Below are 26,710 nucleotides of genomic sequence, written 5' to 3' on the forward strand. Positions count from 1 at the left end.
CTGCTCAGCCGTCATCGCGCCGCACTTCGTTGCCTTCGCTTGGCGCTACCTTGCCCTCGGTCCTCTTCGCTCCCGTGAGCCGGACCACCGCTCACGGGCCTGGGCGGCTTCTTACGCGGCGCCCGCACCGCGTCACTGACAAGGAACGACTGAGCCCTCCCAGGTTCCTGGGCGACCCGTGCGTGCATGCCCTGCTCTCAGACCCCGGCGGAGTGTCAACATCAGGCCGCTACAATGAAAACACTATTGCCTTCCGCTGTTCCGAAGACGTCGGCTCCGCTGGCATCAGTTTCGGGGCTCTATCACACAGCCTACACGCCCCCTGTGTTCGCTTCGCAGCCGGGATCGCTCCCGCACCACGCCACACTCGGTTCCGGTGGATGGCCAATCCTTACCGGCTCGGGACTTGCACCCGGTGGGCCGCAACAAGGAGTTTCCGATTCGCTTATCCGTCCGCTATCTTCCTCTCCTTCCAGGCTTTGCCTGGCGCAACGGAACGATGATCAAGGCTTGCATCGGGAAACAATTGATGGACACTTGCTTAGTGCAGCCGGTGATGAGTGTAAGCGGCAGTGCCAGCGCGAGCACATCCAATGTTCGTTCGGCCCGAGCACGCGGGCTTTGGTCTACAGCTTGGCGATCAGCTAAATGGGTTGTGTCGCCGTCGTCAGGCCTGTGTTGCGGCTGGCTGAAGATGTCATAGGTGGTGCCGACATCGATTGGATCGCCCAGTAAGAAATGCAGCGGGCTGCGATCGAGTCCTGATTCCGGTCGTCACGGAGAGCATTGTACAGACTTGGGATTGGCACCCAGGTCTGGCTCGCATTGTCGAGCAGGCGCGCCTGGTTTAGTCTGCCGGCATCCAAAGATACCCCCTGCACAGAGGTTCGTTTCGATGTCTTTATCGCTCATCTGCCGGCATGGCGGGTTTACGCTTGCCTGTGTTTGGGCTCTTGCGTTGCCGATCGCGCTCAGTGCCGCGTTCGCCGGTGAGGTGTCGTTGGAATCGGCGTCGGAGCCTTCTGCGGCCTCAGTCCAGGCCCCGTCTTCGGCCGTTTCCATCGAAACGCCGGATTATGTCAATGATGTGCAGCCGCTGTTCAATCGTCGGTGCATCGCCTGTCACGGTTGCTTAGGCTCGCCCTGCAACGTCAAGCTGGATTCGTTCCCTGGCGTTGAGCGTGGCGGGTTCGGGCTAAACCCCTACTCCAATCACATCGGCAACTATCCGCGCACCGATATGGATGCCGCGGATTCGGTACAGGCATGGCGTGACAAAGGCTTCTACCCGATCCTTGCAGACAAGGGCTCGGCGGCGGAGAACCTCGATCAGTCGCTGCTCTATCTGATGGTCGAGGCGGGCATGAGCCATAATGGCCCCGGCTTCGCTCGCGACGCCCTTGATGATCTGCGCCCCGACCGCTTCAATGCGGTTTGCCCGTCGAGCGCGGCGGCGCTAAAGGCGGAACTCAATGAGAATCCGGCGATTGGCATGCCGTTTGGGCTGCCGGCGCTGACCCAGCCTCAGTTCAAGACCTTGAAGGACTGGGTCGCAGTTGGTGCGCCTGGGCCGAGCGAAGCGCAGAAGAAGGCAGCCGGGACCATTGCCGAGCCCGAGGCGATTGCGCGCTGGGAGGCCTTCTTCAACCAAGACGACAAGCGCGCGCAGCTGGTCAGCAGGTACATCTTCGAGCACGTCTTCCTCGCGACCATCCTGATTGATGAGAGTGCGGGCGATCAGTTCCGACTGGTGCGCTCAAAGACGCCGCCCGGCCAGCCGGTCGAGATCATCGGCACCGGCCTGCCCTACGATGATCCCTACAGCGACGCGAATGTCGACAGGTTTTGGTACCGGCTCGAGAAGCTAACCGCGCCGCCGGTACAGAAGAATCATTTCCTTTGGACCCTGTCGCTGGATCAGATCGATCATCTGACCAAGCTGTTCGCACTCGATAGCGGCAATGGCTGGGGCAAGGAGGGCGAGCTCAAGCCCGGCTGGGGCAGCGACAATGCGCTCAAGGTCTTCGCGGCCATCCCGGCCGAATCACGCTACCGATTCATGCTCGAGAACTCAGCGGTGGTCGTTGGTGGCATCACCTACGGCCCTGTTTGCAACGGCCAGATTGCCACCTATGCGGTCAAGGATCAGTTCTGGGTCTTCTTCCTCGATCCGAAATATGACCCCTCGGTGCAGGAGCCGATGCTTGGTCTCGATAGCTGGGACACCCTGATGGATCGCTCGGTCTTTGGCAATGCCGATTACCTGAACGCCTTTGCGACGACCAAGGAGAAACTCTTTCCTAAAGGCTGGTCGCTCGATGCGGTTTGGGATGGCGACGGCGAGGATCGCAATGCCTGGCTGACGGTGTTGCGCCACGAGACCAATGTCTCGGTGGTCAAAGGCGCCCAGGGAGGCATGCCACGCTCGCTCTGGCTGATCAGCTTCGCCGGCTTCGAGCGCATGTACTACGACACTGTCGCTGGTTTCGCCTACTGGGAGGGCGATGCCCTCAAGCTCGAGACGCTCTTGTTCTTCAACTTCCTGCGCCAGTCCTTCGAGGACAACTTCCTGACCCTGCTGCCACCCGAGGATCGTAAGTCGATCCGCCATGAGTGGACGCAGGGAATCGGCACCATCGGCCTGGCTGCGGTGCCCTTCGCTGGCGAGGCCCAGCCGACGCAGGTTGAGGTGAGCGGCGACGATCCTCTGATGGATCTCGTCGCGCAGCTCGAGCGCCGTCTCGGTCGAGCGATCAGTGGCTTACCGGATCGGCTCAATCCCCAGCAGAAGCCCAAGGTTGAGTTAGATGCATCGGTGACCAGCTTCGATGACTGGGAGACGGCGATCTCGACCCTGACTGCGATCGAGGGGCTATCGTTTGTCCCGCATCTGCCGAGCGTGATCATGCTGCGGCTCAATCACGGTGATGAGCACCGCGTCTATTCGCTGATCGCAAACCGAGCCTACAAGTCCCAGTACACATTGGTCTTCCAGAATGGCCAGTCGATGCCGAAGAAGGACACCATGAGCGTTTACTCAACACTGGTGAATGGGTTCCCGAACCTATTCGTTGATCTGGACCTGAAGCATGCATCTAGCTTCCTCGTTGGCCTAAGCTCGGTCGAGACCAAAGACGATTGGAGCGCCTTCAAGAGGCGCTTCGGCATCCTGCGCAACAGCAAGGATTTCTGGTCCTTCTACGACTGGATCAACGCCTGGAACTTTGCTCAACGCGGGGATCTCGCTGGGTGGTTGGACCTGACCTACTACGACGCCCCTGAGACCTAAGCGCGGCAGTGATCGCAAGGTCGATGGCAGGGGCCGGACTGCGCCAGAAGGGTCTACTATGCTTACAAACCCAAACAGTTGATCAGGTTTCCCATCTCGCATGGGCCGCGCGACCAGGTAGCGACGGGCCACGTTTTCTCATTCTCCTCCTAGATCGACTCACGCCGATCAGGACGCGAGGTCATGTGGTAGAGCGCGCCTGAAACTGCGCTGCGGGGGGCTCAGACCACGAAGCAAGGATCCTTCTTGAACCTGGTTGTTACAAGACGAGACCTGCCCCTGATCTCCGACGGAGCCCCTGGGGCCGCTCCCCCTCCCCATGACGGCCCGCGACGATGCGCCGTCCTGGATTGCGACAAGCTGGCGAGGTTGCCATACTCAAGGTCGCCTGTACGACAATGTCCACCCTGCGAGCCCAGAGCCACAACCCATGACCTCAGATTCGGAATCGCCGACCCAAGCCCCGCAGGCGTCCCAGGGGCAGCTCGGGAAATGGCTTCTCTGGGGTCTCCTGGGCCTCGGCGCCTTCGCTGCGATGGGTGTGCCGATGCTCAGCATGATGGTCTTCATGGGCCGCATGACCGACAGCATGGCCAGCATGGTGGTCTCGGTTGAGCGCATGAGCGGGGACGTCTCGGTCATGCGCGAGAAGCTGACCTCGATGTCCGACAACATGAATGCCGTCACCATCGGCGTCGTCAGCATGGACGGTAATATCGACGACATCGAAGCCAGCATTGTGGCGATGGACTACAACATCGGCACCATTAACGGTGCGATCCAAGTGATCCAGGCATCGATGGCGGCAGACCTCTCGGTGATGCGCCAAGAAGTTGGTCAACTCAACACCGCCGTGCAGACGATGACGGGCGGCGTCACCGGCATGAACCTGCAGATGAACCAGATGATGCAGGACATCAACCGCGGCACCAACACCTTCACCCAGCCTTGGAATCTGATGCGCAATATGTCCCCATGGTAATGCTCCGCCTGCTGCTCGCAATGGCCCTGGCCGCTGCGGCCTGGTGGGCGGCTGCGGCGGAGCCCCGGGATGCAGTGGCCGAGAACACGGCGAAGGCAGTCGTCGTCGCCGTGCCGCTATCTTTACAGCCCTATTTCATCCCGCTCGACGATGGCGGTCTCGCTTACGACACCATCCGCGCCGCCTTTGCTGCTAGCGGCTACCGGGTCCAAAGCCTCTACGTCACGAGCCGGACCCTGAACGCTCTGCTCCGTGACCCCTCTGCCGCCGACTGCATCCCGATGGCGCCCCCCGAACTCGATCATGGCTGGAACCGCACCGCGGGTCTGCACCCCCTCCACGACTTTGCGATCACACGCCCGGCCCAGGAGTTGGACAGCATAGAGGACCTGGGCAGCGGACGCGTCATCGCCTATTCCGGCGCGAAGCACTACCTTGGCGAGGCATTCCGCGCCGTGGTGGCGAGCAATCCTGGCTACAGGGAGATCTCCAATCATCGCGCCCAGGTGCGGCTGTTGCTCCAAGGCAGCGTCGACGTCATCATCGCCGATCGACTGCTCGTCTCCTGGTATCTGGACTACCTCGAGCATGAGGGCGAGGGGCACGTCGAACTCGCCTTCCACGACCTGTTTGAGCCCCTTGCATTGGGTTTCGTTTGCCGGCAGGCGGACATCGCCGCAGCCTATGACGCTGGGCTGGCCAAGATCGTCCTCTCCGGCCAGTGGGCGAAGATCAACGAGCGCTACCATGCCGAGGAGCGATCAGGCCCATTGGCGCCCAGATCGCAGGGCAAGGCTGCGGCAACGGCAGAGGTGAGGTCTCAAGGGGCAATCCCATGACTTTTCCGGCGTGCCTCGCATCATTGCAAGATCAAAAAAGCACCGGGGCTCCCGTTTCACATAGGCCGTGCGACTAAGAAAGTGTCCATCAATTGTTTCCCGATGCGAGCGATGCCGCCCGAAATCCCCCCTAGCCCCCCTTTGCGAAAGGGGGGAAGTTGTTGATGGACGCTTTCCAAGCAGTAACGGAGCACGTTTTCTCTTCGTCCTCTTAGATAGTGCTCGCGTTGATGTCCATGCGGGTAGTGCCCTTATCTATAGGATGAAAGTTTTATTAAACCATTGATTTGAAAGCGTAATAATTTCTCGGCATCCTATAGATTGTGGCACTACCGCTTGCCGTTATGTTGGATGGATGTCGCGCCGACACGGGTTTCTCTACTCAGGGTTCCGGGAGATTGGAGTGTTGGCGAAGGGGCTTCCGATCGCCATGACATTGGCCGAGGGGCGAAGCCTCTAGAATCGGCTGCGGATGTATTTGAGTGCCCGGCTGATGGGCAGTTCGATGTTGGAAGGGCCGTTGCGGATGATGAAGAGTTCGCGCTTCTTGTCGTCGCGCAGAATCACGGGCGCGTCGGAGCGCTCGCACTCGATGGCGCCGACGCGAAGCTCATCGAGGTCGAGCAGAAAGAAGCGCACCAGCCTTGCATACTCAGGCCCCAGGTGTTGATTGAGCAGATTCTTGAAATGGAGCTGGCACTTATCTTCGTTCTCGAACTTGTCCGCACCCAGTCCTAGCGTCGTTCCGTCGTCTGCAATGCCGAGCAGTAAAATCCCGCCCTCCGTATTCAGGAAGGCGGCCACGCCCTTGAGCCAGGCCAGCTCGATCTCCTTGCCGGGCGTCTTGGCGTGGAGGTTCATCCGCATGGTCGACTTGAACTCCAGATGCGGGCCCTCGCCGGAGCCGATCAGATAGCGCAGATCCTGCTCGGGATCTTGGCGATTGATACTGAGCTTGGGCAGGTCTTTGAGCTGATGGCTGTACTTGCGCACGACGACGAAGGCGAGCGCCAGACTCGCCCCGAGGATCCCGAGCGTCGTGACCAGGATGATGTGCCAGCGGCTCTGCAGGATGCTGATGGTCTCGGAGACGGGCAGGGTGACGGCGATCCAAACGGCGTCGGGATCGTCGGTGAGCGGGCGAAATCCGCCCCACCAGTCCTGTCCGCCGCTGTGGAAGCGGATCAGGTCACCGCTGACTTCGCCATTGATCTTCCAGGCTGCCACGGCATCGAACTGCAGTGGACCGCCGAGCTGATGTTGCGCCGAGAAGAATGCATTGGCCCTCGGGTCGGATGCTGGAGCGTCCTTTGCGTCTGGAGGGACGAAGACGCCGCCGGCGCCGCTGAAGAGGAAGCCCTGGCCGTCGGTGCCCAGGTCGAGACGATCGATGGCGTCGAGGATGGTCTGCAGGGTGACGTCGAGTCCGGTGACGCGGGTCTTGCCGTCGTCTTGCCAGGCGATCGAGGCGGTGATGCCTGGGACGCCAAGCGAGGCGAAGATGTAGGGCTCGCTCCAGACGAGCTTGTCCGGATAGGTCGTCGCCTCAATGAACCAGGGTCTCGTCCGAGGATCATAGTCGAGGGTCAGCTCCTGGCGTTCGAGCGGCTGCATGGCGCTATCCCAGCGGGTGCTGCGAAAGCGCGCCGGATCGCCAGGCGTGCGCAAACGTGTCACCCAGCCGTCGTTGTCGCGTCTGAGGAAATACTCGCGGCCGTCTTCCGTAGCGTCGATGGCGCCGTCGATCTGCTGGATGTGGGCAAGCGTCGGGATCAGCCTTAGATTGAGCGCCTGCTCGTCAGTCGGTTCCAGATGTGCCGATTGGAGACCGTCGCGAATGATCAAGAGCTGTTGCTGAACCGGCAGCAGCAGGCTGCGTACCTCGTCGCGGACCATTGAGGTTGCGGCATCGATCCGGTTGTCCGCCAGGTCGTGCTTGATCTCGTCGATCAGCAAGACGTTGATCATTGCCAGTAGGCCGACGGTAAAGGCAACCAGCAGGATGAGGTCGCGCAGGAGTCGGGTGCGAATCGGGCCAGGGGTGAGGTTCAGCAGGGAGTTCGGCTTCATGGGCTGGGATTATACCGGCACGACCGGACTGCCGTACTTGCCCTCGCTTGAGTCGGCGCGAGCGTCGTTGCGGCAAGCCTGTGGGCGGGCGCTTCCATCCTTGCCGACTTGGCCTCTGGATGCTGCGCGCGGCGGTCATCAGGGTTACCCCGGACGGGGTGGTTGCTGCTAGTATCCTCAGCTGACCTGCAGTACCGTCCTCTTTATTTTTCAAGTTTATTTTTCAAGTGGTTGTGACCCTAGAAAAGGTCCATCTCTTCGCTGTGATGACATCAGCTCAAGGAGTTTCCAAAGATGTCCAACGTAGTCTACGAAGCCCATCCCTCGGTTCTGCGCATGCGTCCCTTCGGTGTTCTGCTCGCCCTGGTGCTGATGGCGGGTGGAATTCTGGTGGCGGTCCTCGGCGCTCAGCTCGTGCCGCCGGCCTTCGCGGCGCAGCTCGACGGCAAGATCCTGCAGCTGGTCGGCATCGGGGTCTTTGCGCTCTCGACCTTGCAACTGCTCACATGGTGGGTGTCCGCGCGCTCAGACCGATTGGTCATTACCGATGACGAGCTGATCTGGACCCATGGTCTGCTGAGCAAGCAGTACACCGAGATCAACATGGCATCCGTGCGCACCGTGCGGGTCTCGCAAAGCCTCTTTCAACGCATCATGAATGCCGGCGATGTCACCGTCTTCACGGCCGGCGACAACCCTGAACTCTTCGTGCGCGGGCTGCCGGATCCAGGCGAGGTGCGCGAGCTGGTGAAGGCGAATCCGCAGGCTGGATCCTGAGGCCGATGGGCGCCGACAATCGGGGCGAGCTGAAACTGCTCGCCGTCGCCATCCTGGTCGCCATGCTGCTGTTGGTGGTGATCATCGCCGTCTTCCTGCCGGCGACGGTCCCAGTGCTCGAGGCGATGGGCGAGGGCATGAGCATCAAGCAAGCCGTCCCCTGGGGCTTTGGCGTGACGGTTGCGCTCTTCATCGTCTTCGCCGTGGTGGCGGGGGATGGCTTGATCGGTGAGCTGCAGTTCATGCTCGGGTCCTTCTTTTCCTTCTTCCTCATCCTGACGCTCCTCATCGCCTGGGTCTTCTGATGCCTGACGCGGTGCATCTGAAGCTGCCCAATGGTCGTGGCATCGATTTCAAGATTCGCAGGTCCGGTCGGGCGAAGTCGATTTGGCTTCGGGTGACCCCGCGTGACGGCTTGGTCGTGACCGTGCCGCCCGGGGTGACGCGGCCCGAGGTTCTGCGGCTGGTGGCAGGCAAGTCGGACTGGGTGGCAAGGCATCTGGACGCCCTCGAGGCTGCTCGCCTCTCAGGATCCTCAGCCGTCAAGCGCCGTCCAAGCCGGCTCGAGTTCCTAGCGCTGGGCGAGTCTTGGAACATCGACTATCGCGAGACTCAGTCGGCGAGTTTGGCTGCCCGCACGGAGGGCCAGGGGCGCGTCTCGATCTCAGGTGCGATCGGTCAGGTCGAGGACTGTCATGCCGCCTTGCGTCGCTGGTTGATGCGCTACGCCAAGGACAGGCTTGGGGGCTTGCTGGACGAGGTGGCGCGGGAGACCCGTTTGCACTACTCAGCCCTCACGGTCAGGAATCAGCGCAGCCGTTGGGGCAGCTGCACCCATGACGGCCGCATCAGTTTGAATGCCAAGCTGCTCTTCCTTCCGCCCGAACAGGTCCGCTACGTCATGGTGCACGAACTCTGTCATACCCTTGAGCACAACCACTCAGCGCGATTCTGGTCCGCCGTTCGTCGTTTCGAGCCAGACCTCGATCGCCTCCATGCCGACATGCGCGGTGCCTGGAAGCTGATTCCCGACTGGGCTTACCACGGCTAGCGATCGGCTCCGGCTGGGACGCTTTCGCGTCACCGAGCCGAGCAGATCTGAAGGGCGGCTCCTAGGGGGCGGCTCCCGGGCGGGGCCGCAGCGGCCTCCTAATCCAGCGCGCCGCTGCGCTCCAAGAGCAGCTGGGTCAGCAGTGCCACGGGTCGGCCGGTCCCGCCTTTTTCCTTGCCACTCGTCCAGGCGATGCCAGCGATGTCGAGGTGGGCCCAGCGGTACTTCTTGGTGAAGCGCGCGAGGAAGCAGGCGGCCGTGATGGCGCCGGCGTCGCGCCCGCCGATGTTGGCGATGTCGGCGAAGTTACTGTCGAGCTGGGACTGATAGTCGTCCCACAGCGGCATGCGCCAGGCGCGGTCGGCGGCGGCCTCGCCGGCCTGGGTGATCTCTTCCGCGAGCTTGTCGTCCTGGGTGAAGAGACCCGCGGGGTGCTTGCCTAAGGCGACGACGCAGGCGCCGGTCAGGGTCGCCATGTCGATGACAACGGCGGGGTCGAAGCGCTCGCTGTAGGTCAGGGCGTCGCAGAGGATGAGGCGGCCCTCGGCGTCCGTGTTGAGGATCTCGATGGTCTGGCCGGACATGCTGGTGACGATGTCGCCGGGCTTGTTGGCGGCGCCGTCCGGGAGGTTCTCTGAGGCCGGCACCACGCCGACCAGGTTGATGGGCAGCTCGAGCTGGCAGGCGGCCTGGACGGTGCCGAAGACGCTGGCGCCGCCGCACATGTCGTACTTCATCTCATCCATCTCCGCGGCGGGCTTGATGGAGATGCCTCCGGCGTCGAAGGTGAGCCCCTTGCCGACCAGGACGACGGGCTTGGCGTCTGGCTTGCCGCCCTTGTAATGCATGACGATCAGCTTCGCGGGCTCACGACTGCCACGCGAGACCGAGGTCAGTGCGCCCATGCCGAGATCGGCCATCTTGTCCTCATCCAAGACCTCGACCTTGAGCGCCTTGAAGTCCTTGCCGAACTGCTTGGCGCGCTCGGCGAGATAAGAAGGCGTGCAGATGTTGCCAGGCAAATTGCCCAGCTCTTTGGCGAGGGCGATCCCGGACGCCATGGCGCTGCCATGCGCGGCGGCGCGCTCGGCTTCCTTGGTGTCCTCTTTGGATCCGATCCAGAGCGTTAGGCGCTTGAGTGGGGTCTTGGGTGCCTTCTTGTCCTCTTTGGTCTGCGAGTAACGATAGAGGCGATCTTCCATGGTGATGACCATATCGCGCAGACTGCTGTAGAGGTCAGCGTCGCTTGGTAAGGGGTCGTGCAGCGCCAGGGTCGCCTCAACACAGCGGGCCATCTGCAGGATGGGCGCGGCGGCGGCAATGGCCTTGCGTGCCGCGGCGCGCGTGAAGTCCTTCTTCTTGCCCAAGCCAACCAGGAGGACGCGCTCGGCGGCCAGGCCCGGGAGGTCGTAGAGCATCAGCGTCTGCCCCATTTCGCCGTCGAGGTCGCCCTTCTTGAGCAAGTCGCTGATCTTTCCGCCGGTGACTGTGTCAACCGCTTCCGATGGCCCGATGAGCTTGCGTCGCTCGAAGACGCCCAGGACGAGACAGGGGGTCTTGTGATTGGCGAGCTCGCCGGTCTTGATCTTGAATTCCATCGTGTGGCTCCTGGCGGTACTTGAGAGCGCGGGTCAGCCTGGGCTGGCCCGCTGTAACTGGTGTTAGGATGCTGGCACTAAAGTTTACAGAATGATGGGCTCGGGCCGAAGTGAGAATCCTTGACCGCTATCTCGCCTGGTCGGTGATCGGGGGCACCCTGCTGACGCTGGGCGCGCTCTTGCCGCTCATGGGGGTCTTCATCTTGGCCGATGAGGTCGACTCCATCGGTGTCGAGCGCTATGGGCTCCTGGATGCCCTGCTCTTCATGCTCTTGAGCCTGCCGCGCTATCTCTACCAAGTCTTTCCGATCGCCACGCTCATCGGGGCTCTGATCGGTCTCGGGGCGCTTGCGAGCCGCTCCGAGTTGGTGGCTATTCGTGCCGCCGGAATGTCCGTGTCGCAGATCGTCCGTGCGGCGCTTGCCGGGGGGGCCGTGCTGGCGATCCTGGCCTTGCTGCTGGGTGAGGTCGTGGCCCCCGCGGCTGAACAGCGAGGCGTCGAGCTGCGTCGTCAGGCCTTGTCGGGCAATGTGACGCAGCGGACGCCGTTCGGATTCTGGGCGATCGACCATGGCTCTTATGTGAATATCCGCGAGATCCGGTCCGGTACGCGCTTGAGCGACATCTACATCTATCGGGTCGACACCGATGCCGGATCGCTGGTCGCAACCCATGCGGGCGCCGCTAGCTACGTCGATGGTCACTGGGTGTTGGAGAACATTGCCCGCAGCCGGGTGGGTGTCGCTGGCGTAACGGTCGAGCGCATCGAGCAGGCCGGTTGGGATTCGATGCTGGATCCGGAATTGCTCAAGGTGGTGGTGGCGGATCCACAAGCCCTTCCTGTGTGGGGCCTCTACAAATACATCCGCTTCATGAGGATCAACGAGCAGGACGCAGGGGCCTACGAGGTCGCCTTCTGGGGCAAGATTCTGCATCCTGTGCTGACCTTGTCCATGATCTTCGTCGCCATTCCCCTGCTGCTCGGCTCCTCGCGGAGCACTGGCATGGGACGGCGGATCTTCGCCGGGATCCTGGTCGGTATCCTTTATTACTTGTTGAGCCGCACCTTCGCTTACATGGCGCTGCTCTTTGGGATGAGTCCGCTGCTCGCCGCCATCGCGCCGCCGACGCTTTTCGTGACTGCGGCGCTCTTGCTGCTCCGTCGCCTGGGGTGAGCCAAGGGGGTGACTGCCTGGTGACGGTCGGAGCTGCTGGGGATGCGCCGCGTCCATTGCGGGACGCGGCTTGGCGAGTCCTACTTGCTTAGGCTGCCTTCTGTGTCATAACCACGCGCGTGCTGGACCTGCTGTCGTGCAGGGCGAGTCCCTCGCGGTTGAAGAGGCTCAGCCAGAGTCCTAGTCCGGCCGGCACGAAGCTGACGATCGACCAGAGGAAGCGCTTGAGCGCCGTGCCGGTGCCGATGGCCCCGCCGTCCTTGCCGACGACGCGGATGCGCCAGGCGCGCATGCCGAGGGTCTGTCCACCATGGCTCCAAAAGTAGACGAAGAAGCCGGCGATGACGGCGAACAGGTAGAGCCGCATCAGGGTCAGGGGGAGGAAGCTCTCGTAGACTGGATGTCCGGTGATGACCTCGTAGGGGATGACGATGATGGCGTTCGCCAACATGAGCACGCCGAGCAGCAGAACGAGGTCGTACAGCAGTGCACCGAGTCGTCTCAGGACGGAAGGTTTCTGGGCTTGTGACAAGTCGAGTTGCATCTTCTTCAGTTTTCGGGAAAGGGTTATAGGGAAGTCGCTCCGGTCAAGAAGCCACCATTGTGATTCGAATTTCTATTAAACCACTTCTGTTTAGGCTTTTGCGACGGGTTCCGATGCCTTGGATCGCAATCGTCATTGGCTTGGTCGCTGGTCTGGTCATCTGGACGACCCTGGATCAGGTCCAAAGCCGCCAGGTCGACAAGATCTTTGGGCAGGAGCTTGACGTTCAGCTCGAGCTGCGCGCGCGGGAGAGTTTGATCCGTTTCGATCGCTATCTCTCGAGCTACGCGGCGACCACGCGATTGCTCGCCAATCACCGCAAGCTCTCGGAGTATCTGGAGCCGCTCTTCTGGTCGGCCGATGAGAGCGTAAATCCCGTGGTCTACAAGGATTTTCGCCCAACCTGGCTGCCCGATTTCTTCGAGCGCGATGCCCTGACCGCGCCCAGCCACGTCTTGCTGACGGACCCTCAGGGCAAGGTGCGGGAGATCTTTCAACCCGGACCCACGGCGGTTCCCGCGGAGATCGCGACCGAGGTGCCGACCCAGTTCCTCGACGATCGCGAGGTGCGCACGGTGATCGAGCGCTTGGGAGAGCAGCTCTATCTTCTGGCGAGCGACGCCGTCGAGGACGCCGGCGGCTATGACATGGGCTATCTGGTGGTGCTGGTCCCGGTCAACGATGCCTTCCTGGCGGCCTCGCAGCGCGGGCTGAATGTCGGCCGCGCGGCGGTTGCCCTGGTCGATAGCGATGATCAGAGGATCGTCGCCAGTCTGGATTCGCAGGCGCTCGTCCCTGAGACGACGCTTGGCGATTGGGAAGACACCTATGTGATCACTTCTCAGTCCCTGCCGGAATACGAGGGCTCCAACTCCAATTTGCTCTTCGCCACCTTTGTCCCTCATGCCAGCGTGGAGAAAATGTCCCGCCACGTGCGCATCTTCGAGCGGCGTCAACGCTTGATCGCGGCGGCGGTCTATATCGCTGTCTTCACCGCCGTCATCTATCTGGTGTCTTCGCGTCTCAACAAGGTGCTCAAGCGGATGACGCGCTTCTCGCAGCGCGCGCTCGGCATTGCCGAGCCTGGCTTCAATCGCGGCGGCAATCAGCTGGTTCTGCTGGAGGATTGGATCCAGCATTTCACCCAGCTGGTGCTGACCGCGCGGGAGGAGATGAGCCGCAAGCACCAGGCCGAGATGCGTGAGAGCGAGGCGCTCAAGGCCGCCATGATGGAGGCCTCGCTGGACGCCATCGTGACCTTGAACCATAGCGGCCGGGTGATCGAGTACAATCCGTCAGCTGAGCGGCTCTTTGGGGTGGGCCGCTCTGCGGCCATTGGCGCGGTCTTCGCGGAGCGTTTCGTACCGGAAGTGACGCGAGCGGCCCTCAAGCGCCTCCTGGACCGCTCCCAGCACCTCGGGCGCGAGCCGCTCGGCCGGGGAGAGCTGATTGCGGTGAGGGCCGACGGTTCCGAGGTCCCGGTCGAGATCTCCATCGCCCTCATCGAGCTGGTGGATGAGCGTTTCTATACCCTCTATATCCACGACATCAGCAGCCGGAAACAGGCCGAGCAGGAGATCAAGAGCCTCGCGCGTTTTGCCAGCGAGAGCCCTAACCCGATCCTGCGCGTGACGGATGCTGGACTCATCGTCTACGCCAACAGCGCGAGCCGCCCCTTGCTGCGCGCCTGGGGCGCCGAACCCGGAGAAGGGCTGCCTGGGGATTGGGCCGCTGAGGTTTCGGTGGCGGGGAGCACGGGCCAGCCGCTGGAGCGCGAGCTTGACATCTCGGGGCAAGTCTACTCACTTCTGCTCGCACCCATTCGCGATCTTGGCTATGTGAACATCTATGCCCGCGACATCACGGCGGTGCGGCGCGCCGAGCAGGAGTCGCGTCAGCATCAGGCCGAACTCGTCCACGTCTGCCGCTTGAGCACCATGGGCGAGGTCGCGACAGGGATGGCGCATGAGCTGAACCAACCCCTTTCAGCCATTGTCAACTATGCCAATGGCTGCACCCGACGCTTGCAGAGCGGGGTAGGGCAGCCGGAGGAGTTGGTCGGCGCCATGGGCCAGATCACGGCGCAGGCGAAGCGCGCGAGCGAAATCATCCGGCGGCTGCGTGCGCTGGTCGGCAAGCAGCCGCCGACGCGCTCCCACGTCGACTTGAACCATCTGGTCCGTGAGGTGTGCTCCTTCCTGGAGTTCGAGACCATGCGCCTCGGTGTGCGGATTGAACTGGAGCTGAGCGAGCAGGCGATTCCCATCTGCGTCGATCTGGTTCAGATCGAACAGGTCTTGCTCAATCTTGTCGGCAATGCCCTGGATGCGCTCGAAACCCGGCCCGAGGGGCAGCGTCAGCTCTGCATCCGCTCCGACATTGACGCCGGGAAGGCTCATGTGAGTGTCGAGGACAATGGTCCGGGGATCCCGCCGGAGCGGATCGCGACCCTCTTCGATCCCTTCGTGACCACCAAGGAGAAGGGGATGGGGATGGGGTTGGCGATCAGCTACACCATCGTCGAGAATCACGAGGGTCGGATTTGGGCCGAGTCGGACGTGGACGCGGGATCGACCTTTCAACTGAGCCTGCCGCTCGCGGAAAGGCTCTCCGATGATGAGACAGACGTGATCGAATCGCTGGAAACCTAGGATGACTTTTGACGATACCGTATTCGTGGTCGACGACGATCAAGCCATGCGCACCTCGCTCCAGTGGCTGATCGAGACCACTGGAATGACCGTAAAGACCTACGAGTCCGCCGATGCCTTTCTCGCGGACTACTATCCGGGACGCGCCGGTTGCCTCCTGCTTGACGTCCGCATGCCCGGGATGAGTGGGCTGGAATTGCAGGCCCACCTGGCCCGGGAAGGCCATCGGCTGCCGGTCATCTTGATCACCGGCCATGGCGACGTGGCCATGGCGGTGAGGGCGATGAAGGCCGGTGCCGTCGACTTCATCGAGAAGCCCTTCCACGACGAAGACCTGCTGCGCAGCATCCGTCATGCCCTGGAGTACGACCACAAGACGCGTGCGAGCCGCTCGGCCAAGGCGGAGATCGTCAGGCGTCTCGCCGAGCTCACACCGCGCGAGCATGAGGTGATGGGCATGGTCACCGACGGCAAATCGAACAAGGAAATCGCCGCCGCGCTCGGCGTCAGCGCGAAGACCGTCGAGGCACACCGCTCTCGGGTGATGGAGAAGATGCGGGCCGACTCATTGGCGGAGCTGGTTCGCATGGCCTTGATCGTGGCCCCGGACGGCCAGCTCTAGGAGCCTGTCCGACTTAGGGTGAATCGGCTGCGGAATCGGGAGAAGGGTCCCTTTCGCCCCGCTTTTTCGTTACATAGAACCACTATGCGCTTCAAAACCGGAACGAAATGGCCTCGCTCTCCCACTTCCTCGCTTCGATCTCCCCAAGTCGGACAGGCTCCTAGCATCGCACCAGATCCAGCTCGGCCGCTTGCGCTGATCACTGCGAGCGGCGTTTGGCTTCATGAGCACTGGAAGCGCTGGCCTTCTCTTGGATGCCTCGATCGTCCTCTGATCCAACCGCGCGGTCGGTGGGAGCGGCGCCCCGCCGCGACGGCAGCGCGATCATGGCGGGGCGCCGGTCCCACGTCGCTTTGTCAGAAGGATGCTGGGCGCCAAGAGGTGAACTCGGCCGCATTCCGTAAAATCAAACGGCAGGCTGCACTTGACTAAAGTATCAGAATCCACTAATAAACGAATATGGGCTGTCGTTTGGCTCGTCGTCGGGAGCTGCGGGTTCTCTTTGCGGATGTCGCGGGCTCCAGTTGTTGAAACTGAAGTTATTGGAGTAGTCAATCATGAAGTACGCAGCGATTCTGAAGGAACTCACCGTTAGCGAGATGCTGTCCATCACCCTCGTCGTCGTCATGCCGATGATGATGCTTTATGCCCTGGTGTTTTGAGTCTCGCTCAAAGCTGCAACTAAAGACCACGGCTTTGCTTTCGAGAAGGAAGCAGTAGCATCTCCTAGGCGGCCGTGGCTTCCCCTCCGCCCTGCCGGTCCCCCCGCCCGTAGCGAGCAACCCCGGTACATCCGCAGCCTTGATTGCTGACTCCCCCTCGGTCTGCCACCTGAATGTCGGGGCAGTGCGTTGCTCCACGGCAATCGCCTCGACGGACTGCGAGCAGCCTTGGCCGCCCTTCGAATCAAAGGGCTTGGATCTCCTCTTCGCTCGCGCTCATGATGGCCTGCTCAAGCACTCCGATGGACTCGAGCAATCGCTTGGAGGCGGCGATCAGGCGTTCGATGAGCGCATCGGTCTGCGTGCTCTGGTTGAGCTTGAGCGGCAGCCGCCGTGCAATGAGCCTGAGCGGCCATGGCCGACGCTGTTCGATGAAGAGCGTCTGATAGATCTCGGCGTAGGTATGGTGCAGGTCTTCGTGCGGGACCTCGATGGCCTTGTAGGCGCTGAGAGTCGAAAGCCGCGTGCCTCCGCCGTAGTACCAGTGGCCGAATGCACATTGGGTATGCTGGACAGGGACATGCGCCCGCTCGGTGGCGGCCCCGGAGACGAGGGCCAATGCCCCGGAGAGCCATTGCACATGGGCGGTCTTGGCTTCGCGAAGCTGCGTGAGGATGTCTTCTTTGGTCATGGGTTGCTCGTCCTAGAATCCTTGAGGGCGCAAAATGCTTGCAGATGAGTCAAATTTCGATGAAGCGTCCGACCATCCAAGGCCGTCGGTATCGGTATCGGTATCGAACCGACGATAGCGATCCCGATTCCGATAGCGATCCCGATGGCATGACGCGTCGGTCTGAGGCGAAGCCTCGCTAGACAGATCATTTGAATCGCGAAGCCCGCCAAGCTCGCAAGTGCTGAGGGTTTCTTGATCCGGAGTTCGGATGCCCCTTGCGGTCAAACCCAAGTACGGCGCAAGCCTTTCTCCTGTTGCGCGGCCTTCGCGCCTTTGCGGTTCCAATCGACGGAACTCGGGATACCGCTCAGAGGGGTCAAGCCGCGCCAAGAGTAGACTCGGTCGAGAGACCCAGCCCAGATCCGACCAAGCGCTCGATCTCAGGGCCGAGTTCGTGCTTGGGAATGAACCCCAGGGTCTGGCAGATCTTGTCGGATGACAGGCGCGAATTGCGGGTCAGGAGCCGCAGCTCGGCGAGCGTCAGCGGGGTTCGCCGACGGATGGTGCGCTCCGTGATGCTTCCCGCCAGAGCCAGGCTTCGCATCACCCAAAGGGGAACCGTCCAACGTGGCCTTGATCGCCCCATCACATCCAAGGCTCGCTCGTAGATCCAGCGTGTGGAGTAGCTCTTACCGTCCGTGACGTGGTAGATCTGGCGCGCGCTCTTCGGACTCTCGGCGATCAGAACTGCGGCGGCGGCGGCGTCGGTCACATGGATGGCCGAACCCTCATTGTGGATGCATGGCCAAGGCGGGAAACGCTTGGTCGCGATGGCGCCAACCAAGCGCACCAAGTCGCCGTCGTCGAGTCCATAGATCATGGGCAGCCTGAGGACGCTGGTCTTGATCCCCGCGGCCGGTCCGAGTTCCAGAAGCTGCCGCTCAGCCGTCAGCGTGGCCTGCCCATAGAGGTCGCTGGGCATCGGGAGCACCTTCTCGTCCAGCGGGTGTTCGCTCGCCGACAACTGCTTGCCCAAGGCGCGAGCGGAGCAGATGTACACCATGCGTTTGAGGTGCGAGCCACTGATCCGCGCGACGAGATTGGCGGTCCCGATCGCGGTGACTTCCCAATGCCCGCGCGAGTCCAAAGGGAAAGGCTCGTTCGGGTTTGGCTGGTAACAGGCCAAATGGAATAGGGTATCGACCCCGTCAAACGTCGATCGAAGGCTCGAGGGGTCCGATAGATCCGCAGTCACAAGCTCCACGCATTGCGGCAGGAGCCCTCTCGCGATGTCCGGTGCCCGCGTCAGCACCTTGACTCGGTAGCCCGCCTCTACAAGGTTTGCCACCAAGGGGCGACCGATGTGGCCGGTGGCCCCGGTCACCAGCACAACACCTAGTTTCTCCCGACTCTGTGCAAGCATCCTGAGATCCTCCGTTGCGCCTCGGCGCGCTCTTGCTTATTTGGTCAGCTCGCTCATTCGGTCAGCTCGCTCATTCAGTCAGCTCGCTCATTCAGTCAGCTCGCCACTCGAAAACGCCGTCTTCGAGTCGCTTCATCATCCGCACCCTTGCGCTCGAATATGTCGATCCAGGGCCTTGGTCATCAGTTGGGCCGGTAGGGTGGACGAGCGAGCGCGAAGTCCACCGAATCCCGCGTCGGCGTTGGTGGACTGCGCTGCGCTTGTCCACCCTACGGAAGACGACTGGCCGAAACGATGATCGATGCCCGACCCAGCGATGGTCCGGACGGGAAAGGCCAGCGATCAGCGATGCTCTAAGCGTCATCGCTCAGCGCTTCACAGATGAGACTGTAAAGCGTCGACGCCGTGATCTGGATGACGCTGTGATCTGGATGGGCCGAGCGGCTGCTATGGAAACCGGCTGCTACGGAAACCATCGCCTCACTTGAGATCAGGGCCGCGCTCGCGTGCTTAGAGGGTGATCGCCTCGTTAGCATTGCGCGCGAGATGCCCGGCTCTACCAGCGCTTGCCTGATTTGCGAAGTCTAAGCGCAAAGCACTGTCCTGAACTCACGTCCTTTCTCCGTATTGAACGCTCGGTACCTAGCATTGCTTGTGGTCGTGCATCATTCAACTTCGTATGCGCGGAAATTAAGTAATTGCTTAATTAATGGCTCACCTAAATAAGCGTTTTAGCGGATGGTTTTCTTTCTGCATTAAGGCGTTTTTCATGTTGACCAGTGTGGTCTAGGTCCGCATTCTAAGCTAACATCTCGTGTCAGAGTTGATGTGAATCAAGTGAATGACTGGTGCCGTTCTGCTGATGCGGCGTATCTTTAGGGCGTGCTCAAAGATCTGCTTCATTCGCTAAGCTGTATTAGTTTTCGATGAATTAACGGGCGGGCTTTAGTGGGTGTCAGCTTTATAGGGGTATCGTCGTGATTTCATGACTGGCCAGGCCGTGATCCAGTCAGGCTCTGCTTGATAGAAGAAGAAACAACGCATCTGGATCCCGCACCAAGCAACCGTAGAGACGAAGGAGGATTTGATGGCCACAGCAACAACCCTGGGCGAGCTTTTGCGTAGCCAGGGAATCAGTCGGCGCGCCTTTCTGAAATTCTGTTCGGCGACCGCATCCATGATGGCGATCCCGGCAGGCATGGTCCCGGCCATGGCGGAGGCGTTGGAGCAAGCCAAGCGACAATCCGTGATCTGGATGTCCTTTCAAGAGTGTACAGGGTGTACGGAAGCGCTCTTGCGTTCCCACGCGCCCTCGATCGAATCGCTGATGTTCGATTTCATCTCGCTGGACTACCACCACACGCTGCAGGCGGCATCCGGTGAGGCGGCGGAGCGCGCTCGCGAGGAGGCGATGCATGCGAATGCCGGTGACTACCTGCTGCTGGTCGACGGCTCGATCCCGACGATCAAGGCGTGCTCGACCATCGCTGGGATCAGTAACCTGGATATGCTGCTGGAAACGGCGTCCGGCGCCTCCGCCATCCTCGCGATCGGTACCTGCGCGGCCTACGGAGGGCTGCCCAAGGCAGCGCCGAATCCCACGCAGGCCATGTCCGTCGAAGAACTGATCACGGACAAGCCCATCGTCAACATCCCCGGCTGTCCGCCCTTGCCCCTGGCCATTACCGGCGTCATCGCCCACTACCTGACCATGGGGGCCTTGCCGGAGCTGGATCACCTGGGTCGCCCCTTGTCGTTCTTCGGCGAGAACATTCACGACCGCTGCTACCGGCGCCCCTTCTACGACCGTGGCCTCTTCGCCGAGACCTTCGATGATGAGGGTGCTCGCAAGGGCTGGTGTCTCTACAAGCTGGGCTGCAAAGCCCCGGAGACCTACAACGCCTGCGCGCACGTCAAGTGGAACCAGGGCGTGAGCTTCCCCATCCAGTCCGGTCACGGCTGCATTGGGTGCTCGGAGCCGAATTTCTGGGACAAGGGCGGCATCTACGACTCCGTTCCCATGGGGCAGTTCGGAACTGGACCCAAGATCGGCGTCGCCGCAACCGTCGGTGTCGCTGTCGGCGCGGGGGCAGCGGTGCTGGCACGCGGCAAGAAACACAAATCAGAGGCGGAGCTGCACTCGGACGACTGACCTGTCCAGGCGCGGTCGACCGTCTACAGAGTAAAAACAAGATTGGAGGATAGGATCGAATGACGCTCTTAGACTTTGCGCGAGGGCCGGCGATTCACTGGTCGCTCATCATTCTCATCACGGGCACCATCTGGCGCCTGCTCGGCGTGCTTGTCCTGACGCGGGGCGCCGATCTGTCGCGTCCACGGGATGCATTCGGCAACTTCAAGGGGTACCGAACGGTGTTCAGCCGCGCCTGGCCCAGCGGCGAGTTCACCACGGCCACGCGCTATCAGACGGCCATGGCCTATGTCTTTCACATCGCGACGCTGGTCGTGGTGATCGGCATCGTGCCTCACATTGAGTTCATCACCAGCTTGACCGGCGCCTCTTGGCCTGGGCTGCCGAATGCGGCGGGCGTTGCGGTGGGCATCATCGCGCTGGCGTCGCTGCTGGCCCTCATCATACGTCGGGTGTCCAAGCCGGCGATCTATTGCTCGACTTGGGGTGACTACTTTGCCTGGATCGTGATCGCGATGCCGCTGGTCACGGGGCTGATGGCCTTCGCTCACCTGGGGCCGCGTTACGAGACCATGCTGGCGATTCACATCCTCAGTGTGGCCCTGCTGTTCGCCTGGTTCCCGTTCGGCAAGCTGATGCATGCCTTCTGGTTCGTTTTCTCGCGCGCCCAGAGCGGCGTTGCCTACGCGCACAAAGGGGTCCGGATATGAGCACAGTCACTGCAGAAACACGCGTCTTTCCGACCTTCGAGCAGGTCTGTCAAGGCTTTGCCGGCCAGATCACACAGCTTCGCGAAATGGCACCCGAGCCGACCCTGTCCGATAGCGTTCGAGTCCGGCGGGCCATCGACACCCTGATCGCGGAGACCAATGCCGACGAGGCGGTCTGGCTGGAGAGCTGCATCCGGTGCGGGCAATGCACCAACGCCTGCCACTATTTCCAGGCGACGGGTGATTCCAAGTACGCGCCGATGCGCAAGATGAACCTCTATCGCAAGGTCTATCAACGCGAGATCGGCCCCTTCCGCTGGTGGTACAAGCTGGTCACCAGCGAGGTCAAGCTGAAGGATCTCGAAGATCTGCAAGAGCTGGTCTACGACTCCTGCTCCGAGTGCGGTCGCTGTGCCATGGTCTGTCCAATGGGGATCGATACGGCGTCCCTGGTCCACCACCAGCGCAGCGCCTTGGTGGCGGCGGAGCTGGTTCCGCCAGAACTCAACGCCTTGAGGATGGAGCAGAAGCATCGCGGAACCGTGTTCGGCGCCTCGGAGGATGTGCTGCGCAAGATGATCGACACCATCCGAGAGAAGGCGGGAGTCGATATCCCCTTGGACAAGCCGCATGCCGAAGTCATGGTCCTGAGTTCGGCGGTGGACCTGGTGGGTAATGGCAATGGCCTGCTTGCGACCGCCAAGGTCATGAATCACCTGGGTGTCGACTGGACGGTCTGCAGCGATGGCTTCGAGAGCGCGAACTTCGGCCTGCTCTCCGGCGATATGTCCCTCTGGAAGCACCAGGTCGACCCCATCGTCGCTGCCGCTGAGCGCATTGGGGCCAAGACGCTGGTCATTGCGGAGTGTGGGCACGCCTATCCGGCACTGCGCTGGAATCCCATGCTGAAGAGCGGCGAGCTGCCCTTCGAGATGATCTACATGTCCGAGTTCATGGGGCGGCACGCCAAGGCTGGCCGGCTGCGTCTGAGTCCGCTCAAGGGCAAGGTCACCTTTCACGATCCCTGCAAGACCGGACGTCGCGGCGGTGCCTTCGACGAACCGCGCGCGGTCTTGAACGCCATGGGCTCGGACTTGGTCGAGATGCCCGCCAACAAGGAGTTCAACTGGTGCTGCGGCGGTGGGGCGGGGATCTTCCTGCTCGAGCGCGCGACCTATCTCCGCGATGAGTCCTTCAAGATCAAGATGCAGCAGGTGAACTCCAGCGGAGCCGACACCGTGGTGGTGAGCTGCGCGAGCTGTCGACTGAACTTCGAGGCGGGACGCCAAAAGAACAACTGGGACAAACGTGTGGAGAGTCTGGTCGAGCTGGTCGCCGATCATCTCATTGACGAGAAGAAGGTCGGGTCTGTCACCCCGATCCAAGGAGCCGCTGCATGAGTACCAGAGTTGTCGTCGACCCCATTACCCGAATCGAGGGCCATCTGCGCATCGAGGCACAGATGGATGGGGGTGTCATTCAGCAAGCCTATTCGTCCGGGACCATGGTGCGTGGCATCGAGACCATTGTGCGGGGGCGAGACCCGCGTGATGCCTGGGCCTTCGTCCAGCGCATCTGCGGCGTCTGCACCCTGGTGCACGGCATGGCGGGTGTCCGCGCCGTGGAGAATGCGCTGGACTATCCGATTCCGCCCAATGCCGAGCTGATTCGCAATCTGATGGTGGGTGCTCAGTATGTGCATGACCACGTCATGCACTTCTACCACCTGCACGCGCTGGACTGGGTGGATCTGGTCTCGGCGCTGAGTGCCGACCCCAAGGCAACCTCCGAGCTGGCGCAGTCCATCAGCAGCTACGCGAAATCCTCGCCGGGCTACTTTTCGGACGTGCAGAAGAAGCTCAAGGGCTTCGTGGAGGCCGGGCAGCTCGGCATCTTCGCCAATGGCTACTGGGGGCATCCTGGCTACAAGTTGCCCCCAGAGGCCAACCTCATGGCCGTGGCGCACTACCTGGACGCGCTCGCCTGGCAGCGGGACGTGGCCCAGCTTCACGCCATTTTCGGCGGCAAGAACCCGCATCCGAATCTCGTCGTCGGCGGCATGCCTTGCGCCATCAGCATCGACTCCGGCAACCAGGCAGGAACGGCCCTCGACGCCACGGGGCTGGAGCGGGTGCGCAACCTCATCGCGCAGATGCACGCCTTCGTGGAGCAGGTCTATGTCCCGGATACCCTGGCCATCGCCGGTTTCTATAAGGACTGGTTCAAGCAGGGCGAGGGCGTGGGCAACTTCATGTGCTATGGAGACTTCCCGGCCAAGGGTTTCGGCGACCGCAGCTCCTACCTGGTGCCTGGCGGCGTCATCTTGAACCGCGATCTCTCGCAGATCCATGAGGTGGATCTGCACGCCGAGGACGAGGTGCAGGAATTCGTCGCGCACGCCTGGTACGACTACTCGGCCGGCAAAGGCGAGGGGTTGCATCCCTATCTGGGCGAGACCGAGTTTGCCTACACGGGACCAGAGCCGCCGTACGCGCAGCTCGACGTCGACCAGCAATACTCATGGCTCAAATCGCCGCGCTGGCGCGGCAAGCCGGTCGAAGTGGGTCCGCTCGCACGTGCCCTGATGCTCTATGCCACGGGCGACGTGCGTATGAAGGAGTTGGTCGACGGGGCGCTCCAGCAGCTCGATCTTCCCATGGATGCGCTCTACTCCACCATGGGCCGAACCGCGGCTCGGACGCTCGAGACTCAGTACATGGTCGAGGCCATGGACGGCTGGTTCAATCAGCTCATGGCCAACATCCGCGCCGGGGATCTCAGGACTTTCAACGAGACACTGTGGGATCCGGCCACCTGGCCGAAGTCCGCCAAGGGTGTTGGGCACATGGAGGCGCCGCGCGGCGCACTGGGTCATTGGATCGTGATCGAAGACGGTAAGACGGCCAACTACCAGGCGGTCGTGCCCAGTACCTGGAACGCCGGACCGCGCGACACCCAGGGCCAGACCGGCCCCTACGAAGCGGCGCTTCAGGGACACACCCTCACGGATCCCGAGCAACCGCTCGAGATCCTCCGCACCGTGCACAGCTTCGACCCCTGTATCGCCTGTGCCGTGCATCTGATCGACCCAGAGGGCGAGGAGGTGCTCAGCATCCAAGTTCGCTAAGCCGGCCTGATGCTGGACAGCCGTTACCCTGATCGTCGCGCCCAGGCCCCTTCGGTGCGCCGTGGACGGGCGTTGATGATCCGGGGTGATCCTGGCCATCTCGGCATGGCAGGGATCGATGGATGTCGCTCGCGGGTTCCGTCCAGCGGTTTCGAACAACGCAGAAAAGAGCCAATCTTTCGGAGGGTAAGGAACATGATGAGCTACGACCAATTGGCGGAGCACTATATTCGGGAGCACGACTTGAGGGAGAAGAGCCAGGAGAAAGCCGCGCGCTCCATGGATGGGCCTCAGGAGCTGCTGGGTGCGAGAAGCGGCGAGAACGGGGAGTGGCGGCAGGAAACCGTGAATCAGGCGGGACCCATGGGCGTGATCGACGCCGTCGCGCAGGATCTCGAGTCCTTTATCGAGTTCTTCGAGCGCGCTCCGCGTTGTGACTTGCCGGCGACACCACCGCGCCGCCGGAACGTCCACCTCTCTTGATCGGGTCTAGGTTGCCGGCCCCGATCTGGGGCTGGCCCCTGCCTAGACGCCTGATTCATCATGAGTCAACACCGCGTTGAGCCAATACGAGGGATGCTGCGATGGGCATGTTCGGTTTCGGAAGCCAAGGTCCTGTTGACAGACCAAACCTCCCAAGTCCCGATCAATACGGGGGCGGTGAGGTCCATTTGGCAGTTGCGGAGGAGGCGCACGATCTGCTGATGCGCGCGCGCGTCTATCGCGAGTCCGGCCAGGTGGCGCGGGCTCAGCAGAAGGCGAGGGCGGCCATGCAGGCCGTCCGTCGGGGGTTGCGGCAGCATCCGAAGTCCATCTTCCTCGGTCGTTTTCTCTGTGGCATCTATTGCGAGCTGCGCGATTTCGGCGCGGCCGAGAATTGCCTGGAGCACCTGGTCGCGGAGTTCGCTGCAGAGCCGGAGATTGATCTGACCGAGCCCTACACCCGGCTGGGAATCATCAAGTGGTATCGCCGTATGGATGGGCCGGCGGCAATCCAATACTTCCATCGCGCGCTTGACGCCGTGCGTCCGGATACGGATCCGGATCTGGCCTCCGAGCCGCATCTCCATCTGGCTCGGATCTATCTGGAGATCCAGGTTCCGGAGCGTGCGCGCGAGCACGTCGACAAGCGCCTCGAAGCGGTGCGCGACTGCCCGCAGGCGGCCATCCTTTACGAGCTGGCGCATGCCGAAGGCAGTTTTGCGCTGGGTGTTGGCGCCGCGGTTTGAGAGGCTGTCTGGAAATCATGGTCGAGATCATTCGCCCTTGGTCCGGCGGTTGGGCGAATGAATTCGCCCCTTGTACGTTTTTCCAGACAGCTTCTGAAGTGAATGTGCCGCCTCAATAGCCTGATCGACGAAGCAAGTCGCGGTGGGAGCAGCGCCCCGCCGCGAGCAGGCGGCCGTCGCGGCGGGGCGCCGTGCTCCCACCAAGGCGACTGGCCGAAACGATGATCGACGCCTCTCCTGGATGATGCGGCGAGTCGAATCCTGAGTCCGTTCCGGAACAGGCTGTTGATCCTGCGAAATCCTGTTCATCCAGTCTATTTTTCGACCTCGGGATTTCTGCTCTGCTGACCCAAGTTGAATGGCGGCGTTCATTCCAAGTGTGAGCGGCTGCGAATTAGGCTCCGCGCACAGGCTGTATAGGAGTACATTGACAGCCGTCCAGTGGTTCTGATGGTCAGTAAAACATCGATTAATTATATTCTGATGGAATAAGCGCGGGAGTGAGCAGGCGGATCGCCCGGTTGCGGGAGAAAAGCGAAATTCCTCATTGCAATCCGGCTCGATCGGTCCATGATGTCGACGAGTCCATGATAAAAATCAATGACACGAGCATCCAAGCTCGGAGGAGCCCCGCATGCAAGAGGATGATGAAAGTTCCTACCTTCCCAGGCAACTCGATGCCGTGATTCGTCTGTCGGATAGCGATGTGGCGATACCTGCGCCCTATGTCACCAGTGCTATCGGCCGCGACGCTCTCCTCGTGAGGGGTGGTCCTAGACTGCCCATCGGTTGCCGCGTTGAACTCAGGTTGTTGAACGACCAGCGCGAAGCGCTGACGATTCAATGCGTGACCCTTGGGCAGAGCGGTCCAGACCAAAGGCTGAAGTACGAAAATCTCGCCTTCGATGAACGTGTTCGTCTGGAGGACCTGATGCGTCCCTATTGGGACGGGATCGATGTCTTGGACGGCCTCGCGACCATGGCCGGTCTCTACGGGGCGACGAGCCTCAAGGATTGGCTCTGTATGACGAGCCTGCTTGAACGCATGCAGCCGCATGCTTTGCATCGTACCCACTCGGGGCCAGGTCTTTGAATGATGTGCGTTGGTCGGGGTTGGTCTTCTTTGCTGTGCATTC

Annotated in this window: 21 protein-coding genes; 16 read left to right on the forward strand and 5 right to left on the reverse strand. The window is 61.7% G+C overall.

Going from position 1 to position 26,710, the window contains the following annotated elements:
• Window positions 1-895: 895 nt before the first annotated feature.
• The 3 genes from G3480_RS14850 (at window position 896) to G3480_RS14860 (ending at window position 5,110) form a co-directional block, all read left to right on the forward strand.
• Window positions 896-3,289, forward strand: a complete 2,394-nt coding sequence (locus G3480_RS14850) for a fatty acid cis/trans isomerase (RefSeq protein WP_164654673.1) — start codon at window positions 896-898, stop codon at window positions 3,287-3,289.
• Window positions 3,290-3,608: 319 nt separating this feature from the next.
• Window positions 3,609-4,271, forward strand: coding sequence for a hypothetical protein (locus tag G3480_RS14855; protein WP_164654674.1), 663 nt, complete (start codon window positions 3,609-3,611; stop codon window positions 4,269-4,271).
• Window positions 4,265-5,110, forward strand: coding sequence for a substrate-binding periplasmic protein (locus G3480_RS14860; protein ID WP_164654675.1), 846 nt, complete (start codon window positions 4,265-4,267; stop codon window positions 5,108-5,110). Before G3480_RS14855 ends, G3480_RS14860 begins: the two co-directional genes overlap by 7 nt.
• Before the next feature lie 456 nt (window positions 5,111-5,566).
• On the opposite strand, the gene G3480_RS14865 is transcribed toward G3480_RS14860, so the two are convergent.
• On the reverse strand, window positions 5,567-7,180 hold the full coding sequence (locus G3480_RS14865) for an RNA-binding domain-containing protein (protein WP_164654676.1): 1,614 nt from the start codon (window positions 7,178-7,180) through the stop codon (window positions 5,567-5,569).
• A 294-nt stretch (window positions 7,181-7,474) separates the two neighbouring features.
• On the opposite strand from G3480_RS14865, the gene G3480_RS14870 reads away from it, so the two are divergent.
• Genes G3480_RS14870 through G3480_RS14880 form a run of 3 tightly spaced genes read left to right on the forward strand, consistent with a single transcriptional unit; the run spans window position 7,475 to window position 9,008 of the window.
• Complete coding sequence (locus tag G3480_RS14870) at window positions 7,475-7,957, forward strand: PH domain-containing protein (protein ID WP_164654677.1); 483 nt, start codon at window positions 7,475-7,477, stop codon at window positions 7,955-7,957.
• Between the two features lie 5 nt (window positions 7,958-7,962).
• Window positions 7,963-8,262 carry a hypothetical protein gene (locus tag G3480_RS14875; protein ID WP_164654678.1) on the forward strand — a complete coding sequence of 100 codons (300 nt, stop codon included), beginning with the start codon at window positions 7,963-7,965 and terminating at the stop codon, window positions 8,260-8,262.
• The gene (locus G3480_RS14880; RefSeq protein WP_164654679.1) at window positions 8,262-9,008 is read left to right on the forward strand and encodes a M48 family metallopeptidase; all 747 of its coding nucleotides are present in this window, start codon (window positions 8,262-8,264) and stop codon (window positions 9,006-9,008) included. The genes G3480_RS14875 and G3480_RS14880 overlap by 1 nt, the downstream gene beginning before the upstream one ends.
• A 98-nt stretch (window positions 9,009-9,106) precedes the next feature.
• Here the strand turns inward: G3480_RS14880 and G3480_RS14885 are convergent, their stop codons facing one another.
• Window positions 9,107-10,606 carry a leucyl aminopeptidase gene (locus G3480_RS14885; protein ID WP_164654680.1) on the reverse strand — a complete coding sequence of 500 codons (1,500 nt, stop codon included), beginning with the start codon at window positions 10,604-10,606 and terminating at the stop codon, window positions 9,107-9,109.
• A 110-nt stretch (window positions 10,607-10,716) separates the two neighbouring features.
• On the opposite strand from G3480_RS14885, the gene lptG reads away from it, so the two are divergent.
• Window positions 10,717-11,781: an LPS export ABC transporter permease LptG gene (gene lptG, locus G3480_RS14890; protein WP_164654681.1), complete on the forward strand. Its 1,065-nt coding sequence runs from the start codon at window positions 10,717-10,719 to the stop codon at window positions 11,779-11,781.
• A gap of 88 nt (window positions 11,782-11,869) precedes the next feature.
• Here lptG and G3480_RS14895 read toward each other — a convergent pair whose 3' ends face one another.
• The gene (locus G3480_RS14895) at window positions 11,870-12,313 is read right to left on the reverse strand and encodes an RDD family protein (RefSeq protein WP_338114147.1); all 444 of its coding nucleotides are present in this window, start codon (window positions 12,311-12,313) and stop codon (window positions 11,870-11,872) included.
• A gap of 125 nt (window positions 12,314-12,438) precedes the next feature.
• Between G3480_RS14895 and G3480_RS14900 the strand changes: the two genes are divergently transcribed.
• Both G3480_RS14900 and G3480_RS14905 read left to right on the forward strand, forming a co-directional pair.
• Entirely contained in the window at window positions 12,439-14,976 is a 2,538-nt protein-coding gene (locus G3480_RS14900) for a PAS domain-containing sensor histidine kinase (RefSeq protein WP_164654683.1), read from the forward strand.
• Window position 14,977: 1 nt separating this feature from the next.
• Window positions 14,978-15,598, forward strand: coding sequence for a response regulator transcription factor (locus tag G3480_RS14905; protein WP_164654684.1), 621 nt, complete (start codon window positions 14,978-14,980; stop codon window positions 15,596-15,598).
• Window positions 15,599-16,504: 906 nt separating this feature from the next.
• On the opposite strand, the gene G3480_RS14910 is transcribed toward G3480_RS14905, so the two are convergent.
• Window positions 16,505-16,951: a CZB domain-containing protein gene (locus tag G3480_RS14910; protein ID WP_164654685.1), complete on the reverse strand. Its 447-nt coding sequence runs from the start codon at window positions 16,949-16,951 to the stop codon at window positions 16,505-16,507.
• Window positions 16,952-17,309: 358 nt separating this feature from the next.
• Window positions 17,310-18,356 (reverse strand): NAD-dependent epimerase/dehydratase family protein, encoded by a 1,047-nt coding sequence (locus G3480_RS14915; RefSeq protein ID WP_164654686.1) that lies wholly within the window; start codon window positions 18,354-18,356, stop codon window positions 17,310-17,312.
• A 1,087-nt stretch (window positions 18,357-19,443) separates the two neighbouring features.
• Here G3480_RS14915 and G3480_RS14920 point away from each other — a divergent pair.
• The 7 genes from G3480_RS14920 (at window position 19,444) to G3480_RS14950 (ending at window position 26,667) form a co-directional block, all read left to right on the forward strand.
• Window positions 19,444-20,508, forward strand: coding sequence for a hydrogenase small subunit (locus tag G3480_RS14920; protein ID WP_164654687.1), 1,065 nt, complete (start codon window positions 19,444-19,446; stop codon window positions 20,506-20,508).
• 59 nt (window positions 20,509-20,567) lie between these two features.
• Window positions 20,568-21,218, forward strand: a complete 651-nt coding sequence (locus G3480_RS14925) for a respiratory nitrate reductase subunit gamma (protein ID WP_164654688.1) — start codon at window positions 20,568-20,570, stop codon at window positions 21,216-21,218.
• Window positions 21,215-22,618 (forward strand): (Fe-S)-binding protein, encoded by a 1,404-nt coding sequence (locus tag G3480_RS14930; RefSeq protein WP_164654689.1) that lies wholly within the window; start codon window positions 21,215-21,217, stop codon window positions 22,616-22,618. The genes G3480_RS14925 and G3480_RS14930 overlap by 4 nt, the downstream gene beginning before the upstream one ends.
• Window positions 22,615-24,345: a nickel-dependent hydrogenase large subunit gene (locus G3480_RS14935; RefSeq protein ID WP_164654690.1), complete on the forward strand. Its 1,731-nt coding sequence runs from the start codon at window positions 22,615-22,617 to the stop codon at window positions 24,343-24,345. The genes G3480_RS14930 and G3480_RS14935 overlap by 4 nt, the downstream gene beginning before the upstream one ends.
• A gap of 195 nt (window positions 24,346-24,540) precedes the next feature.
• Window positions 24,541-24,828 carry a hypothetical protein gene (locus G3480_RS14940; protein ID WP_164654691.1) on the forward strand — a complete coding sequence of 96 codons (288 nt, stop codon included), beginning with the start codon at window positions 24,541-24,543 and terminating at the stop codon, window positions 24,826-24,828.
• Window positions 24,829-25,016: 188 nt separating this feature from the next.
• The gene (locus G3480_RS14945) at window positions 25,017-25,574 is read left to right on the forward strand and encodes a tetratricopeptide repeat protein (protein WP_164654692.1); all 558 of its coding nucleotides are present in this window, start codon (window positions 25,017-25,019) and stop codon (window positions 25,572-25,574) included.
• 634 nt (window positions 25,575-26,208) lie between these two features.
• Window positions 26,209-26,667, forward strand: coding sequence for a hypothetical protein (locus G3480_RS14950; RefSeq protein WP_164654693.1), 459 nt, complete (start codon window positions 26,209-26,211; stop codon window positions 26,665-26,667).
• Window positions 26,668-26,710 lie beyond the last annotated feature (43 nt).

Origin of the sequence: Thiorhodococcus mannitoliphagus (assembly GCF_010915725.1) — a bacterium.
Lineage (GTDB): Bacteria > Pseudomonadota > Gammaproteobacteria > Chromatiales > Chromatiaceae > Thiorhodococcus > Thiorhodococcus mannitoliphagus.

What these genes read in the sequence shown, in the direction of transcription:
- G3480_RS14860 (WP_164654675.1), top strand. Translation starts at nt 4,265, where the DNA reads ATGGTAATGCTCCGCCTGCTGCTCGCAATGGCCCTGGCCGCTGCGGCC.
- G3480_RS14905 (WP_164654684.1), top strand. Translation starts at nt 14,978, where the DNA reads ATGACTTTTGACGATACCGTATTCGTGGTCGACGACGATCAAGCCATG.
- G3480_RS14910 (WP_164654685.1), bottom strand. Translation starts at nt 16,951, where the DNA reads ATGACCAAAGAAGACATCCTCACGCAGCTTCGCGAAGCCAAGACCGCC.
- G3480_RS14920 (WP_164654687.1), top strand. Translation starts at nt 19,444, where the DNA reads ATGGCCACAGCAACAACCCTGGGCGAGCTTTTGCGTAGCCAGGGAATC.
- G3480_RS14935 (WP_164654690.1), top strand. Translation starts at nt 22,615, where the DNA reads ATGAGTACCAGAGTTGTCGTCGACCCCATTACCCGAATCGAGGGCCAT.
- G3480_RS14950 (WP_164654693.1), top strand. Translation starts at nt 26,209, where the DNA reads ATGCAAGAGGATGATGAAAGTTCCTACCTTCCCAGGCAACTCGATGCC.
- G3480_RS14870 (WP_164654677.1), top strand. Translation starts at nt 7,475, where the DNA reads ATGTCCAACGTAGTCTACGAAGCCCATCCCTCGGTTCTGCGCATGCGT.
- G3480_RS14885 (WP_164654680.1), bottom strand. Translation starts at nt 10,606, where the DNA reads ATGGAATTCAAGATCAAGACCGGCGAGCTCGCCAATCACAAGACCCCC.
- G3480_RS14900 (WP_164654683.1), top strand. Translation starts at nt 12,439, where the DNA reads ATGCCTTGGATCGCAATCGTCATTGGCTTGGTCGCTGGTCTGGTCATC.
- G3480_RS14940 (WP_164654691.1), top strand. Translation starts at nt 24,541, where the DNA reads ATGATGAGCTACGACCAATTGGCGGAGCACTATATTCGGGAGCACGAC.
- G3480_RS14865 (WP_164654676.1), bottom strand. Translation starts at nt 7,180, where the DNA reads ATGAAGCCGAACTCCCTGCTGAACCTCACCCCTGGCCCGATTCGCACC.
- G3480_RS14850 (WP_164654673.1), top strand. Translation starts at nt 896, where the DNA reads ATGTCTTTATCGCTCATCTGCCGGCATGGCGGGTTTACGCTTGCCTGT.
- G3480_RS14930 (WP_164654689.1), top strand. Translation starts at nt 21,215, where the DNA reads ATGAGCACAGTCACTGCAGAAACACGCGTCTTTCCGACCTTCGAGCAG.
- G3480_RS14925 (WP_164654688.1), top strand. Translation starts at nt 20,568, where the DNA reads ATGACGCTCTTAGACTTTGCGCGAGGGCCGGCGATTCACTGGTCGCTC.
- G3480_RS14880 (WP_164654679.1), top strand. Translation starts at nt 8,262, where the DNA reads ATGCCTGACGCGGTGCATCTGAAGCTGCCCAATGGTCGTGGCATCGAT.
- G3480_RS14915 (WP_164654686.1), bottom strand. Translation starts at nt 18,356, where the DNA reads ATGCTTGCACAGAGTCGGGAGAAACTAGGTGTTGTGCTGGTGACCGGG.
- G3480_RS14875 (WP_164654678.1), top strand. Translation starts at nt 7,963, where the DNA reads ATGGGCGCCGACAATCGGGGCGAGCTGAAACTGCTCGCCGTCGCCATC.
- G3480_RS14855 (WP_164654674.1), top strand. Translation starts at nt 3,609, where the DNA reads ATGACGGCCCGCGACGATGCGCCGTCCTGGATTGCGACAAGCTGGCGA.